10 protein-coding genes are annotated in these 16,648 nt (G+C 32.7%); 3 read left to right on the top strand and 7 right to left on the bottom strand.

Translation table 11 applies throughout. The features are described 5' to 3' along the window. Positions 1–85: 85 nt before the first annotated feature. Positions 86–676 (top strand): hypothetical protein, encoded by a 591-nt coding sequence (locus tag Q4500_RS13405; RefSeq protein ID WP_303600155.1) that lies wholly within the window; start codon positions 86–88, stop codon positions 674–676. Here the strand turns inward: Q4500_RS13405 and Q4500_RS13410 are convergent. After that, positions 665–1,339, bottom strand: a complete 675-nt coding sequence (locus Q4500_RS13410) for an ATP-binding protein (protein WP_303600156.1) — start codon at positions 1,337–1,339, stop codon at positions 665–667. The genes Q4500_RS13405 and Q4500_RS13410 overlap by 12 nt on opposite strands. Continuing rightward, positions 1,339–3,378 carry a DDE-type integrase/transposase/recombinase gene (locus Q4500_RS13415; protein WP_303600157.1) on the bottom strand — a complete coding sequence of 680 codons (2,040 nt, stop codon included), beginning with the start codon at positions 3,376–3,378 and terminating at the stop codon, positions 1,339–1,341. Before Q4500_RS13415 ends, Q4500_RS13410 begins: the two co-directional genes overlap by 1 nt. A gap of 651 nt (positions 3,379–4,029) precedes the next feature. Between Q4500_RS13415 and Q4500_RS13420 the strand changes: the two genes are divergently transcribed. After that, the gene (locus Q4500_RS13420) at positions 4,030–7,632 is read left to right on the top strand and encodes a hypothetical protein (protein ID WP_303600158.1); all 3,603 of its coding nucleotides are present in this window, start codon (positions 4,030–4,032) and stop codon (positions 7,630–7,632) included. A gap of 2 nt (positions 7,633–7,634) precedes the next feature. Beyond that, on the top strand, positions 7,635–9,041 hold the full coding sequence (locus tag Q4500_RS13425; RefSeq protein ID WP_303600159.1) for a hypothetical protein: 1,407 nt from the start codon (positions 7,635–7,637) through the stop codon (positions 9,039–9,041). Between the two features lie 1,256 nt (positions 9,042–10,297). On the opposite strand, the gene Q4500_RS13430 is transcribed toward Q4500_RS13425, so the two are convergent. The 5 genes from Q4500_RS13430 to Q4500_RS13450 are packed head-to-tail and all read right to left on the bottom strand — an operon-like array spanning position 10,298 to position 16,647. Continuing rightward, on the bottom strand, positions 10,298–11,005 hold the full coding sequence (locus Q4500_RS13430; RefSeq protein ID WP_303600160.1) for a M48 family metallopeptidase: 708 nt from the start codon (positions 11,003–11,005) through the stop codon (positions 10,298–10,300). A gap of 3 nt (positions 11,006–11,008) precedes the next feature. Next, positions 11,009–14,263, bottom strand: a complete 3,255-nt coding sequence (locus Q4500_RS13435; RefSeq protein WP_303600161.1) for a type I restriction endonuclease subunit R — start codon at positions 14,261–14,263, stop codon at positions 11,009–11,011. Between the two features lie 2 nt (positions 14,264–14,265). Continuing rightward, a complete protein-coding gene (locus Q4500_RS13440; protein WP_303600162.1) occupies positions 14,266–15,096 on the bottom strand; it encodes a DUF2971 domain-containing protein in 831 nt (276 codons plus the stop codon). Beyond that, on the bottom strand, positions 15,089–15,415 hold the full coding sequence (locus tag Q4500_RS13445; RefSeq protein ID WP_303600163.1) for a hypothetical protein: 327 nt from the start codon (positions 15,413–15,415) through the stop codon (positions 15,089–15,091). The genes Q4500_RS13440 and Q4500_RS13445 overlap by 8 nt, the downstream gene beginning before the upstream one ends. A 2-nt stretch (positions 15,416–15,417) precedes the next feature. Next, positions 15,418–16,647 carry a restriction endonuclease subunit S gene (locus tag Q4500_RS13450; RefSeq protein WP_303600164.1) on the bottom strand — a complete coding sequence of 410 codons (1,230 nt, stop codon included), beginning with the start codon at positions 16,645–16,647 and terminating at the stop codon, positions 15,418–15,420. Position 16,648: the final 1 nt, after the last annotated feature.

Here is a 16,648-nt window from a genome sequence, read left to right on the forward strand (position 1 = left end):
CGTTTCTAAAATGACCTCCCATATAGTTTGAAAAGTCTTAAGAATTTAGGATATTTATAATGACATATATGTCATTAATTCAACAGTGGATAATCAGAAAATTAAATATAAAATTATAGTATCACCGGATATTTCAGAGGAGTTAAGTGCTCAAATTTTTCGATACTGGGCTTTTGATATTTCTGATTTCAACTATTCTCTTGAAGACCTTACATTGACTGATGAAGAGAGCGAATTTCCCTTTATAGAAGTGCAAACAAATTCTTGCGTTAAGATGACTTTAACTCATTGTAAATTGTGTTTTAATTCAATTTTGGTTACAGCCTATAATAGAAAGGAATTTATGCAATACCTTCAAGGGTACTATGATACTTGTGATGTATGTAAATTATATTCCCCAAATTATGATGAAACTATAACGCTATCAAAACCACTTAAAACTAGGCTTAAGCAATTAAATAAAAATGAGTTAAGGGTTTTAAAAGGAATAGTAAAGCTTAAAAGTAAAGCACTCATTTATCAGCATATCTTTAATAATAATGTAATGGATACTAATATCTGGAAGATAATTAATTCCCTACAGCGTAAAGATTTAATTTGGGTTGAAAGAGATGATGAAGGGAGGATTAAATTTTTTCATTTCAAATCAGAATTAATTGATAATTTAGATAGCTAAATTTTCTTTCAAATAGAGATAATTTTCGATACTATTTGTTAAATCACCAATGTTTTTAATATCAGAAAATTGGTTATTAATATCTTTTGATTTCACGCCATATGCGTTACATACACCAATAATTTCCTCTTTAGTTAAGTCCTTTAACGGTATTATGCGATTAATTCTTCTATAAAATTCTGGTATACCATTTTTTTGTTCAGTATTCCAATTTTTTAATTTTTCTACAAAATATTTTGGACCAGCTAAAATTATGCCCAAATTATTTTCTGTTAAGTCCCTTAACTCATGAATTAAACCTAATTGTTCATTATCGAACATACCACCCTCGTCTACAATTAACAGATGTTTTTCATTGCTTTCTTGAATGTAATCTCTTATCCAATTCATAAAATGATAAAAAGATTTTCTTGTATATCCTCTGTAATTATAAACACCTGCTATCTCTGAAAAAAAATCTCGAGTAGTCATACTTTTACGTAATCGTATATACTTAATATTTTCTTTATCTTTTTGACTATAACTTACTAAACCTTCGGTTTTACCTGTACCAGTTTCCCCTGCAATTATTAAAAATTTAGAGTTGTTGTGAGCAAACTCACATACCTTTTGAATATGTGCATAGTTTCTCAACTCGAATATTTGCTTTTTAAATTTTTCCATTATTTGACTTTCTTAAGTATGAATGGAATATTATCATCTATAATTTCAGGTATGGTTTTTAAATCTCCATCATATGCAGAATTACTTGGAATTTGATTGATAACTCTTAGTGATAGTAATTCACTCTCAATATCTTTTAAACTATCTTGACTAGTTTCTTTAATTTTTAAATTCGTTTTTACATCTAAGCCTAAAATTGGGGCAGCTTCTATTTCATCGTAACCCTCTTTTATCTCTTTATAAATTTCTTTTAAATTTTGTTTTACATTTCTAATATTTCTCAAACTATGACTTTGGTATATTTTAGCTTCAGAACTGTTTATTGGTACGATATTTATTTTTGTGTCTCTAGAAACAACACCTATCATTTCATTGTTTAAGGTACTTATAAACACTTGGGACAAATTAAACTCATCATAAAGCACTTTTACAGACGTTCGGTTTACCTTATTGGATATTTTTAAATCATATATCGTATATGAGTGTTTAGAACCTAAAACAGTTATAAAAATTTTAGAATTTCTTACTTTAATAGTTTTTGTTTGCCCAAAGATTAAAGCAATATCATATTTATTAATAGTCTTTTTTGATGTTTTCATTGAAATTTTAAATGCTCTGTATGGGATATCCTGTGTTACAGAGTGAATAGCTTCATTGTATTCTTTAATTTTAATATCAATAGCTCTTATTAATTCTTTCTTTTTATAAAGATTTTTAAATTTTCTATACTTAGCAGTTTGTTTTTCATTAGCACGACCATTTTCTCTTTTAGTTTTTATTCCTTCTCCTAGATACCCATAAACTTCAATCAAATATTTTGATTGAAATGTACCAAACCACCTTTCTACATGAGCTTTGTCTTTTGCATTTTTAACTTTAGCATATCTAATGTTTACACCCAAACTCATTAGTTTACTTTTTAAAGAAGAAAACTCATTTGAATGATAGGCCTTGTGGTTGTCTACTAATATGTTATCTGGCGCAATTCCTCCATTTATAAATGCACTTTTTATCGCATTATTTATCAATTGAAAATTTTCTACAGTTCCAATACTATGACCAATAATTTTTCTAGAATAGACATCTAATACAACGCACAAAGTTAAATATGATGGTGTACCTTCATTATTATAATATATATTCACTTGCGAAGAATCAATTTGGTAAAGACCTCCCGCAAAATCAGGAGTTTTTCTAGCTAAATAGGGAGTTATATTATCATTGGCATACTTTAGTCCGAGTCTTAGTATATCCGATTTATTTCTAAATTCTACATCATCACAAATTCTATCTACGGTAGATTGTGAAATTGTTTGATAACCTATCTGCTTAAGATGTGTATTGACTAAAACTAATATTTTATATTTACTATACCTTTTACTACTCAATCGATGAGCCTTTATAAGCGATTTTACAACTGAATTTACTTTATATGGTTTCCTACCATTAATTCTAAAATCATGAACTAAATTTTCAACAATTCCTTCTCTATTGCACTTGGTTATTTTACTTGAGAAATAAGTGTAGCTTTTTGCTTTAAAACACACCTTTGGTAATTTTTGAAAAGCAATATGGATTTCTTTTAGATTTTTAGATGTAAATCTGATGGAAAATAGTATTTCTTGGATTATTGCGTGTGTTCTTGCATAGTTGTTTATAATCTCAATATCTGTAAAATATTCTTTGTATAGAGGTATATATTGCGTCCAATAGTTTTGATCAATCCAAATTTGATGAAAAATAAAATCTAACGAAGAATTGAAAGAGTCTTTTGGAGCTGCATTCTCTAACAAATCAATAATTTTAGACTCTTCAGTTGGAAGGTTTAACTTCTCTAATCGTTTTAAAGGGATACTTTCATAACGAATCCATATTTCTGTTGACCCTAATTTTTTATGAGTATGATAAAAACCTGTCTTATTAATTTTTGCTCTGGAAATTTCATTATTAAGAGTTCTGATATTCATACCGTTATCAACTAATAGAGATTTTAACACATATGCTTTACCTCCGATAATTTGTAAATATCCAATCTCCACCTTATTTAGTTTAATTATTAATGGTATGATTACTTATAAAGATAGTAAATTGAATTTAAATATTAATCAATTATATGATTATCAGATAATTGTGTACATTTTGTCATTTATACTTATAAATAAATCTATAGTTATGAAGATTATTTTTATACTAAACTAATAGGGATGAATGACGAATTTGATGTGACTTGGTTCACTTTTTTGAATGAAGAATTATAGGTTTCAAATTCCCAGAGACCATATTAGAAGCGTTTTAGCTGTATCTATAATTTGCAACCGTTTGCCAACGCCAAAAAGAAAAAACTTTTAGATTCTTTTGAATTTTGCGATTTATGAGGAACTCATTAGTCAATAAATTTTTCACAGCATCCTAGTCAGACAACCGCAACAACGCAAAATTTTAGAAATAAAATTTCTGTGCACTTGTTACCTCTTCATGTTCCTAGTAATCATTTTTTAAGTCTGTTTGACTTTTATGTTTATAAATGTAAGTTTCTATGCGCTCGCAAGTTTAAACAAAGTTTTGTCCGTCTGACTTACTATCTACACATATTTATAACTAATTTATAATCAGATATTTACTAACAATACAAAAAAAAGACTAGGCATTATTTTAATCCATAATTTCCTACAATGGATGCAAAAAATAAAGTGACTGGTCAGATAGTAAGAGCTGATAACGGAAAGGGAATTATAAACTTAAAAGTTGCATTATTTGACATTGATTCAGCTATTACGGAGTTCATAAAAGATCAATTTGAGGGCGACTTACCTATTTCAGAACTTTTCGATTCTCAATTAGCATCCAGTTCACCTGAGAATATTCAAAAATTATTTACTCTGATTTTCGGACCAGCCAAGGAGGAAGATCGTGAGCTAAGAGGCGATGCTCCTTCTGGCGATAGACTTGGCTCAGTCCTCACAGATCAATTAGGTAAATTCGAACTTTCTTTCTCGGACGAGGCGTTTAATGATGAAAAAAAAGAAAAACGTCCTGATTTAGTACTCATTGTTCTAGGACCAGACATTTCTGTTGATGTTGGCGGATATGGGATTGGACTACCAGAAACACAAAGAATAGTTCATTTTGCATTTATGCCGCATTGGAATGCAGGGAGACAAGAAGCTTATTTCATTAAGATTCCAGTAAGTCTTTTTGCAAAGGCAGGTGTCAATAATGATATTATCAAGGCTTTGGATATCGATAAATTTTTTAAAGACCTCTCCTCTGCCGATGCACAGGAAAACAGTAAACGACGTGCAGGGATTATCGAAAAAATCCCGAAAATGCTTACCCCAAGGGCATTAGCCCAAAACCCTAATTTTATCCCAAAAACGTTATCAGCTAGTGAATCTGACCTTATACAAAGAAATACCATAAATTCTAGTGTTTCTGACTTAGGAAAAATCTCAATTCCTCCATCTGTACTCTATTTTACAGAACAGGAATTCGCTCGATATTTACCAGATATTACTATTCCTACCAGCGGCATGGTCACTATAGAAGAAACAGTTAGTGCTTGCGATTTATTAGAAATAAAGGGTCTTGGTGTAAGCTATGAACGAGTAAAAACTTTAGTCACCGATGCACGTGCTAAAAAAGAGAGCGCAGATTTCAGTAAACCAGAGCTTATTATATGTGAAACCAATACACCACCTCCTCCACCTGATGTTGATTTAGCCATGCAAATTGTCAAAGAACGTGTTTTAGGACAGATAGAATCGTTACCCGCTTTTGAAGATCCTGAGAAAAAAACAGTTATTGATGACTTACAAACTATAAAAGCACGCATTAACGAATTAGAAATGGGTAGTGGCCCAGCAAATGTGACCGCATTCCGCGATTTTAATAATTTACAAATTGCCTTCAAAGATGTATGGACGGCTGCTTTTGATGCAGAACTTGAAACAGATGTTCAAAACATGTTTGATGAGATTAACCGTATTGATTTAGATTATGGTCATACATTTACACGACCAGATGACTTCAGAGACATTCAAGAATTTGAAGATTTTTTCTTATCTATTTCAAATGATTTAGGAGCCTTTGAAGCATTGTGGGTAACTGTACCTTCTAAATATAGTGAATTCTTTACTGACGCTGAATGGAATCGATTAACCCCAAGAGCACAAATAAACTTTGCAGAATATTTTGAAAACGCTGCAACACGTTGGCCTGATGACATAAATGCTCAGCGTATTGAACGCAGAACAGAAGCTACTCGTATAAAGGAAGCTCCTAGTAGTATGAATGGTGTTGGAAGACTACAGCGACTTATATCTGATATCAGTACTAGATTAAGTAAGCCCTACTCATTTAAATATTATGCCGCAGATTCTGTTAATTACGGTATTGTTGTTAAGTATCGCCAAGAATGGAAACCTCTTAATTATCAGGTTGGGCGTCTTATCTCTACCCTACCGTTGGCACCCGGAGAAACACGCGAACTAAAAGTTACACAAAAACGAAAACGTACTAGAGCAGAAAAAGAGATGCGAAAAGCCTTGACTGAAAATAGTTATGAAAGTTCATCATCAGTAAAAAGTGAACTTGATGTGATTGCAAAATTAGCTACCGATACAAACTTTAAAATGTCCGCAAGTGGATCTTTTACTTTGGGTATTGGGTCAATAGATAGTGCAAGCGAATTTTCTCATAATCAAAAAATAGAATCCAATCGACAACATAAACAGATGTCTGAAGCTACTCGTAAAGCTTCAGAAAAAGTGCGACAAGAGCGGGAGATAAGTGTTGAGAACTCGCAAGAATCTGAAGATAGTTTGGAATCAATACAAAAAATTCATAATCCTAATAATGAGGTTACGGTTACTTATTTAATGTATGAGTTGGAACGACGTTACAAAGTACATCAAAGATTAGAAAGTGTAACACCTGTAATTATGCTCGCATTAGATATGCCATCACCTCATGAATTAACGGAAGGTTGGATTTTGGAATATGCTTGGATTTTACGCAGAGCGCTATTAGATGATGCATTTGAAGAAGCCATTCACATAATTGAAAATGGACGTTCATCTGAAGCTGTCGATATTCATGTTAAAAAATCAGTTTATGAGCGAGAACAAGCAGCAATGTCTGCAATAACAACTGAGTTTGATGCTGTAATAAGCGATCGTACAGCACTTCGTTCTCAATTAATAAATTTTCAAAAACAGGCTGACGATTTTGAAGCTGGTGAAGAAAGTACGAGTGATAAAGTTAAAGACTTCTTTCTGTCTGGAGGATTTTCAATATTTGGAGGTGATAACGAACCTGATCAGGGTGCACTTTATGAGTCTATGATTAAGGCTGCAGAATCACGTCTGAAACATGTGGACCAACGGGCAGAAGAACTTGCTACTGCACAGAGAGCCGCAAAACGAGAAGCGCGAGAAGCTGGACAACAATATGCCGATGCTTTAAAGACAATTGCACAAAAAGACACTCAAGTAAAACAATTATTATTACATATTCGTCAGAATATTTTTCACTATATGCATGCTATTTGGGAAATGAAGCATCCAGATCAATGGTTCTTTGAATGGGCAGAAAAAATGGTCTACCACGTTGGTGCTGGCAAGGTGACATGCTCACTATCACGTTGGGAAAACATTTGGCCCATGCCGCCAGGGGTTGAGCGCCAAGGTAACCCTTATCAAATACATTGCGATCCTCCAGTTCCTCCAGATATTACTAGTTTCTCTGATGAAGATAAAGTACCACTTGGCAGTATTGCTCATGTTGATCAATTACTCGGTTTTAAAGGTAATTATGCGGTATTTCCTTTAAAGGATTGTACTCACGTTACAGATTATATGATGCGAGAATTTGTAGATGATTATCTTGGAGTGCGTGATCCTGCTTTAGATATAGGTGTGACTTCGGCTGAGCTTATAGACTATGCCAAAGAAGTTTGGGAAGATGAAACGCTAAGTGAAGAAGATCGTACAACCTTAAGTGAGATTCTTGCAAAATCATTATCATCTCCAGTACCTGATACTCAAGAAATTATTCTACCCACAGGACAAATTTACATGGAAGCACTTAAAGGTGAAACGACGCTATTAGAAGACTTTAAACTTGCTCATCGTGGAATGGATGTTCTTAAAGTACAAGAAGAGGTTCGTGAAGCTCGTCTAAAGAATTTACGTCATGCAGGTCCAATGGTTGGTCTAATACCTAATTTCGATGATAATGATGTAGATAAAAGTATTGTTGTTAAAGGAATTGATTCTATAAATATTGATGAATAGCTATGGATCCTGATGAAATACAAAGAGCTCTAGACAGGATTCGAAGTGAAAACCTTTCATTACAACAGCGAATCAGAGAAATTGAGGATACGAGGAGAGTTGAACGCGTGCGAGGTACACAAAATAGGGCAACGTCTACTTTTCAAGATGTAGATGAAGAAGGAAATATTACTTTTTTTATCAATGGCAGAGCAACTTCGGGTGTATCTAGCAACGACTCTGCTGTTCTTAGAAATAGTTTTGATTCTATTGTTTCTGCTGTCTCCGATGGAAATCCATCACTCCAAGGCCTAGTATTTCGAAGTATTAGAGATCGAAATGGAAATTTAAGATGGTTAGTTTCTCCTCCTGATGGGGAAAATACAGGTCAAGGCGGTCTTGAAGGTATTCCAAGTAGACAAGAAATTTATGGTGATATAATCCGAAGGGGCGGAGAAAATTTAGAAGAGGCATTTACTCAAATATTAACAGTAGCAGGAAGAGAAATTGCTATTTCAATAGCCATTGCACCTATTGGAAGGCTAGCGACTTTACTATTATCATTGGGTGGAAGAGGTGTACGATCATCATTTCTGCAATTATCAAATTTAATTAGGAGAGGGAGATATGACGATATTAGAGCAGCTCTACAAACTCTAAATCACTCTTCACTTCAATCACTTGATCGAATCTTAACTAGTGTAAGAAGAGGAAATCCTTTAACCACAAATCAAATATCGGAAGCAAATAGGATTCTTGGAATCTTAGAAAGAGAACTAAACAATATTGCTCAAAGTTTGCCATCTCGTTATAGTAACCCGATAAATGCCCAACAATTAAATAGGATTCGAGAATTATCACAAGGTGCTAGAACTCAACTTCAAACTATTCTTCTAAACAGAGATTATGCTCAATCTATAGGAAGAATTCAAAGCCGTAAAATTTTAAAATTTATTAATGAGTTCTCACAAGCACAACATTTCGATCGAGTTGTTCTAAATTATGTAATGGGTGGGAATCAACAAAGAGGAGCGAGATTTGTAATGCAATGGGTTTCGAGACATGTTCCTGTTAGTCAAGCGAGTAGGTTAGTTTTTGAACAATCTCACAGAGGAAGACGCTATAGCGATCTTCTATGGAACAATGTCAAATTTGAATTTAAAAATGTAATGCAACTATCGAATAACAGTGAATTACGTAGACAACTTTCCTACGACCTAAATCTATTATTTAGCCAACAAGCTCTGGGACCAAATCGTGGTGGTGTTCCCAACGGTCTCAAATGGGTATTTGCTGGAAATCGTGGATTACATGGAGGCAATATTAGAACTACATTAAACGACATCATAAATAGTGTATATGCCAACCATCCTAGAAGGCGAGACATGCTGCAATGGGTACAAAGGCATGTTATTATCTGGTCACCATAAAACAATTTTACTAAGTGATTAAATTAGAATTACAGATAGGAAGAGATGACGTAGAAGAAGAAATATAAATAGTAACTCGAAAAATAGACTTTTAATATATACTCCATTCAAGACGCATTTTCATTAACTCCTCTGCCCTTTCATAAAAAGAGTGTTTCATTAACTAAGTATAGAAAAATTTTCGATAATTTTTTTTCAGAAACTGTTGTTTTAAGGTGCGTTTTTAACCTAAGCCCATGTTGTACATAACTCATTATAGTACAATTATAGTAGTTTTGTGGATAGCGTATTTCTGCACTATTTTACATAGTTACGTTATAAGGTCTGCAGGAGAATTATAACAAAGTAATTATGTGTAAACCTTCATTTAAAAATTAAACTTCTATTCACAGAAATAAATCTAAATAATACTTTAATTTTAAATGATGGATTTTTAAATTCTTGAAATTATTACAATTTTAAATTAATACGGCAAAATCATTATTATCTAGATATAGGTCTAGTTTGGATGAATTTTATGAAGTTTTGGAGTATAGATTTTAAATGAAGTTTGACAAATAAGCGGTTTGCTTCGCAGCGTTTATAAAACATTTGTATCTATAATTAGCCGTTATGTAAAATAGCCGCTGCCAAACGCTCGATTGTTTTATAAAATTAAATTGCTCTGGCAATTTATTTTACACACAATTATCCATCGCTTGCCAACGCCAAAATAAAAGCTAACCTTTTTGCTCTTATTAAAAATAGCGTATTCGACAAAATGTACGTAATAAAAAATTTTAGACGATTCTCGTAAGCTTGCCACAAGAGCATAAATTTTGAAAAAAACAAAATTCTATGCACTTGTTATATGTAGAACTCCAATTAGTCCTTTTTTAAAGTTTCATTATTTGTATTTTAAAAATTAATACTCAATCAATTCTTTAAAATAATGTCTTGAAACAAAAGAAACAAAAAAATCAAGACTACATACGGGCAAACGTTAAGAAAATACACCCAAAGTGTATTTTTAGTGAAGCAGCGAGCTGGCGCGTTGGAGAAACAATTAACGGTTCATTCGCTATATTTTAGGAAACATTGTAACTAATTAACATTGCTTTGAAATCCCTTATACAATTAAAACTCTTAAGAAACAGTATTACTAAACCCCTAAAATATGGACGCTCACTTCGCCTATTGTTTTAACCAAAATTTTATGAGGCCAAGTTTAACATCGAGATTCTATTTTACATAATAATGTACATTATGTATTGACTTTATGCCAACAGTCTTTCAAGTTTATCTTTTGAATCTCTCCATTTTGGCAGTTTTTTATCCAATAATTTATAGAATTTGTTACTATGATTATGATGCACTAAGTGACACATTTCGTGTACTATAACATAATCTACGCATTCCTTTGGGGATTTAATTAATTCTAAATTTAGACTAATTGTTCCATTTTTAAAGCAACTTCCCCATCGGTTATTAAGCCACTCATATTTTAACGATGTTTCTTTATCTGACAGATCCTTAGCTAATCCCAGTCTATTATCAAAAATATTTTGAAAATGTATTATAGCTTTGGATTTGTACCACTTTTTCAGTTCCTTTTCAATCAATTTTTTATTGTGCTTATCTTTAATTTCAATCAAGATATAACCTCCTTTTAGTTTGACTGAATTATTATTTGACTCAGTAATTTTTAATCTATAATTTTTCCCTAAATACAAATGGCTTTCACCACTCTCGTAAATCTTTTCTTTTGTCCTTGGCTCAAAGAACATAAAGAAGTCTCTTTGCTTATCTATCCATTGTGCTTTAGACTTTACCTTTTCAGTTACTTTTTCGTAAGGTGTTTCTATTGGCGCTGTTACAACGGTAGAACCATCTGGATATACCTTAATACCTAGTGTCTTCCTGTCATTTCGCTTTAAACTAAAATCGATTCTTGAATTACCATATGGAATACTCTTTAACTCCATAAGTTACTTGTATTTAAGTATTGCAATTTTCAAGCATTCGCCAATGAGATAATCTATTTTATCCCAGTCTGTGTCAATGTCAAATTTCTGATGTAAATCATAAATTACATCGCCTAATTCGATATTGATTTTTCCTGTTATATCTTCATTTTTATGCCAGTCTATTATCTTTTTCTCATTAAGATAAATATGCTCTTTTACCGCTTTATCAATAGCCAAACTTACTTCAATATGAAATGATGTTTTTAATAGCTCGACATCTTCAAAAACAGAGGTGCTAAAGTTGTAAAATGCTAAAGCCACTGTATTGTCTACCAACTCATCTGGTGCTTCTTTTGAACGTCCATTAAAAAATTTATCTTCGTGTTCTTTAGCTCTTTTCAAGTACTCCGCTTCGTCTATACGTTTTTGATGATAGGCTGCAATAGTCTCTTTGATTAGGTCTGCAAGTTTTCTATAATAAATAGGGTCTTCTTGCATCTTTATATTGATAGCTTTAACAGTTCTACTAGCAATATGGTCAGCTTGTGCTGCTTTTCCTATTATTTTTTCAACCTGAGAATCTCGTTCCTCTTTATTAAAAATATCAACTAACTCTGTAATCCGCATAACTTCTCCATCAGTAGTAATATGCTTATTAATGAGTTTCTGTATTTGAGGTTCAAACTCTTTGTATGCTATATCATCATTGTAACGTCTGGTTACATCTACACGCAATTTCAAAAAGAACTTAGCATCACCTTTATATGTATCTATCTTCTTTTCATCTGTATTAGTAACAAAATCAACCGAAGAAAGAGCGAGTTTTAGTAATCTTGCAAACTGCGAAACTTTATTGTAGAACTTGTTTCTTACATCTTCTGGCGATAAGTGTTCTTCGTAAGCTGTTGCTTCTAGATTTCTACCTTTTAATGTTTTAAAAATATCCCACAATTCTGAATGAGCTTGTGATAACTTACCAATTTCATCACTGATATTAGTTAGCGTTCCTTCTAAGTCTTCTTCTTCAAACCCTTCTAAATTCGAGTAAGTACTTAAAGCTGTGTCTAGGTTTTCAAGATTACCGTAATAATCTACAATGTAACCATAATCTTTACCAGGATATACACGGTTAACACGAGCAATTGCTTGCAGTAATGTATGTTCTTTAAGCGAACGGCATAAATATAATACTGTATTGTTAGGTGCATCAAAACCAGTTAAAAGTTTTGCTACTACAATTAATATTTCTGGCTTATCACGCTTTTTAAACTGATTTATAATACTCTTTTCGTATTTTTTTAAATCACCATACTTATCTATCATTGCGTTGAGATACTCATCTTCCCTCCTCTTATCCTCATTCTCATTAAAAAACCCATCTTCAGTTCCTTCTCTTTGGTCAGATTGTGTGACAACTACCTCTGAATCTACCAAACCAATTTCATCCAAATATTTTTTATACAATAAGGCACTTTTAATCGTTGGTGCAACTAACTGTGCTTTTGGCTTATAATTATCACTATGTGTTTGAAAAAATTCTGTGTAATGCTCACTTATATCCCAAGCTCTAGCATATATTACTTGGTCTGTTTTATTTAGCTCATTTACGGTATTGAATTTTTGCTTTAATTTAGCACGTCCTCTTTCTGTAAGGTTGTTGCGATCTGCAAGTTTTTCAAAATAGGTATTTATTGGTGCTTCATTAAGTGTAATTTGATTATGCCTTCCTTCGTAGAGCAATGGTACTACAGCACCATCATCTACAGCATCTTTTACGGTGTATGCTTTACCAATATATCCGCCAAATTTACTTGCTGTACTCTTTTCCTTTTTCATTAAAGGTGTACCTGTAAAAGCAAGAAAACACGCATTAGGAAAAACACGCTGCATACTTACGTTAAATGTACCATATTGCGTTCTGTGTCCTTCGTCAATTAATACAAAGATATCTGCTGAAGTGAATGGTTTCTTGTTGTTCTTTACCGCTGCTTCAAACTTATTTATAATGGTTGTAATAATAGCATCATTGCTGTCTTCTAGCAATTCTGTAAGATGCGAACCTGTTTTAGCTTGACGAACTTCTTTTTTACACTTTTTAAAAGTGTCTGAAATTTGGTCGTCAAGATCAACACGGTCTGTAACTAAAACAATTTTCGGGTTTGAGATGTGCGGATTTGACGCCAACATTTGAGCAAGCATAACCATAGTAAGTGATTTACCACTTCCTTGTGTATGCCATATCACTCCACCTTTACGTTTCCCTGTTTTATCAAATTTAGTTACACGACTTATCGTATTGTTAACTGCAAAATATTGTTGATATCTAGCTACTTTTTTAATTCCATCATCATACAGCGTATAGTTTAAAATTAAATCTAGCAATCGTTCTGGACGACATACATTGTATAATAATTTATCTTGTTCTGTAAATAATCGTTCTTCTGTGTCTATGCCATCAAAACTTCTGCGAACATATTCTGCTCTTTCCTCAAATACCATATTCTTTTGGGCTTCGTCAAGAGGTTTGTTTTTGAGTTCTTTAAGTCTAGACCAGTAGTTTTTTTCTTCTTCACTAGACGTAAACTGCTCTGTCCATTTTGCCCAAAACTCTTTACTTGTTCCCGTAGTTGCATACTTACCACTGTTGGTAGCAATACTAATTAGCAAATTTGAATACATATAAAGAGACCTAATACCGTCTTTACTAAAGTTTCTAGTATGTTGCTCAATAGCTAAAGTTACAGGCGGCTTTATTCCTCCTAATGATGGACTTTTACACTCAATTATCACAGTAGGAATACCATTGATGAACAGTACCAAATCTGGTCTGTAAGTATCTGTTCTAGCTGTTCTTAATACAGGGAATTCTTCTGTAACGTGGTACACATTATTTTCAGGATTTGCCCAATCTATATAGTTAATTGTATGACTTTTTTTGTCACCATCGATACTTTGTTCAAATGCTTTACCTAGTGTAATTAAATCATAGAGTGCTTTATTTGCATTGATAAAACCATCTTGTATAGGCAAGTCTTTTGCAGCCAATACAGCAGAATTGATATTAGCATCTGAAAAATCATATTCTTTACCACGACGATTAATGATGTTAATTTCCGTTAACTGTTTCCGCAATATTTCAGTGAAGACTACCTGTGACTTCCCTCCTCTCAATTGTTCTGCTTGTTTTGGACTTACATAGCTATAGCCCATATTTATAAGCAATTGCAATGCTGGTATCTGAGACACGTTGTCTTCTATGTATGATGGTGTGCTCATATTTATAATTCTTTTACTCTATCAATTAATTGATAAAAAGGTTCTAATTCAGACTTTTTAACTTTAATGTGTTCACCTAAAGCTTCAAACTCCGCTTTTGATTTTAGATATACATCGTCCTTCATCGCTGGATGCGCAATGATTGTGATGTCTAGTTCTTCAAAATTTTCTAATTCATATAAAAAGTGATTTGGTTTATCACCTTCACTTTTGTCTACGAGTACCATACGATATTCTCTCTCGTGCTCAAAAGACTCATCTTTTCTAAAAGCCAGATGTAATACTGTATTACCTTGTTCATCTTCAATGACTCTAGGGAAATCTTGATACTTTACCCTTCCAAGAATTAGGTTTTGCTTTTGCGAAAGCGAATTAATCCCCAAAGATTGTTTCACCTTCTTTTGAAACTTTTTTCTATCGACTTTAATAGCAAATCCATTCTCCTTAGCATAGTTGCGCCACATTCCATCAGACTCTCTATCTGAATTGAACCAGCAGCTTACATAATGTGCTTTTTGATTCCAAATCATCTTCTTACTGATTGCTTTAAGATGATATGCAGACTTTTCTTTTTGCTCTTTCCAATCTTTAAGCATAGCAGGAGCAATCTCATCTTCTCGGTCAATGAAACAAGTTTCGTAATGAACTTGAAGTTCTGTAATATTATATGTTGAAATCCCTTCTAGTTTATCATCAAACCTATCCATAGTAGGCATATAAACAGACTTAGTTGTGAGTAAACTCAACAACTTGTCTTTAGCCATATATCTATAAAGAGATTTTTTTTTAATCCCTTTAGTGTAGTATGTATTCCATTGCTCATTTCTACTCATCTCTTTTTGTATTTAATTCTTGAATACGTACAAAAAGCTGTTGTGAATATTCACTAAAAACAGGAAATACTTGCATTTTTAGGTATAGCCCATAAGATATACGACCTTGTGCACGAGGCTGCGTAAATACAACTTCCATATCAGTATCTAACTCTCTATCTATTGCTATTTCAAGAATACTCTCATCGTATGCTCGAATCATTCTAGTATTAACATCAGAAATATCAACTCTATGTATGTGATTGCCTAATCCATTTACAATCAAATTAAATCGCGGTTCAAAAGCTGTGATAAACGCTTGTACAATTCTTTCTTCCATATCTAATCTATTTTTACGCGCTTTTGACCAGTTAATAATTGCTGCATCAGTCCTTTCTTTTGTGTTTTCTGAGTCTTTAATCTTTCTAACATTATTTCAATTTCATTATCAACAGAACTTAATACATTACTTATTGCAACTTGTTCGTTAAATTGTGGGACTTTAACTAACAATTTTGGAAAGTCTTTTTTACTCATCACTCTGTTTCTACCGGCACCTCCTGGAGAAATTACATTTAAGAGGTACTTAAACCTCTTTTGTAAAACATAATATCTAAAAAAGATAGGGTCAGACTGATTTTTAACAAATGTGTATGTAGGAAATCTATGAGAAACTAGACCACCTTCATCTTTACTATTTGCAATTGCAATAGCGTGTTCCCAAGCAAACGTTATATTAACAACTAAATCATTTTCTCTTACTTCATATAAGGTGTCCATTGCAATAGAATCAGGGTCAAAATTATTTTTATGAAATATTCCTTTTCCGTGACTCCTTAAACCAAGAGCTAAATAATGATTCTTTGGTTTTTCTTTTGGTCTTGGTGTATACCTTATAAATTTCCCCAACGGTTCTTCATTCCACTCCTCATCAAACCCGTCAAGCCTCTTTTTACCAGATAATAACTCTTGCATTAACCCTTTTTTACGAAGTTTTAATTTCTCAATGAGGTTTTGGCTGGTTTCAATAGCTTCATCCCATTGCGAGAGGATTTGGGTAATTCTATCTCTTTCTTTTTTTGGAGGAAAAGGAAATTTGAATTTCTTTAGGTTACCACCATTTATTGAGTTGATTGTTGCTCCTAAATTTCTATGAATCTCTCTGTTATAGATATCTGTATCAAAAAGTTGATACAAGTAACTATTGTCTTCGCTTCTAAATATTGACATAAAAGCCCCAAAAGCTAATCCTTCATGTTCTTTTTTGATAAGTGCGTTTTTACCAATTAATGAACGACTTCCATTTCGCACACAAATCAACAAATCATTTTCTTTAACAGGATTATAATTATCCTTATCAACACTTACAAATACATTGTCTTCTAATTCAATTTGTCGATTTTGAACATTTGAAGAACGAAATACCAGAACACCATCCTTGTGAATGTCGTTAGGGCTATATGTTAATCCATTTATTGTCTTCCCAATATCTCCTAAGGTTTTTATCTCCCAGTGAGCAGGTATTAATCCTAACTTAGTGTCCTTATATTTTTCTTTTATAATTTCACTCATA

The organism is Maribacter sp. 1_MG-2023, from assembly GCF_030547005.1.
Classification (GTDB): domain Bacteria; phylum Bacteroidota; class Bacteroidia; order Flavobacteriales; family Flavobacteriaceae; genus Maribacter.

Excerpts from the sequence above, each read along its gene's own strand:
- Q4500_RS13430 (WP_303600160.1), bottom strand. The coding sequence starts at position 11,005 with ATGGAGTTAAAGAGTATTCCATATGGTAATTCAAGAATCGATTTTAGT.
- Q4500_RS13440 (WP_303600162.1), bottom strand. The coding sequence starts at position 15,096 with ATGAGTAGAAATGAGCAATGGAATACATACTACACTAAAGGGATTAAA.
- Q4500_RS13435 (WP_303600161.1), bottom strand. The coding sequence starts at position 14,263 with ATGAGCACACCATCATACATAGAAGACAACGTGTCTCAGATACCAGCA.
- Q4500_RS13445 (WP_303600163.1), bottom strand. The coding sequence starts at position 15,415 with ATGGAAGAAAGAATTGTACAAGCGTTTATCACAGCTTTTGAACCGCGA.
- Q4500_RS13410 (WP_303600156.1), bottom strand. The coding sequence starts at position 1,339 with ATGGAAAAATTTAAAAAGCAAATATTCGAGTTGAGAAACTATGCACAT.
- Q4500_RS13425 (WP_303600159.1), top strand. The coding sequence starts at position 7,635 with ATGGATCCTGATGAAATACAAAGAGCTCTAGACAGGATTCGAAGTGAA.
- Q4500_RS13450 (WP_303600164.1), bottom strand. The coding sequence starts at position 16,647 with ATGAGTGAAATTATAAAAGAAAAATATAAGGACACTAAGTTAGGATTA.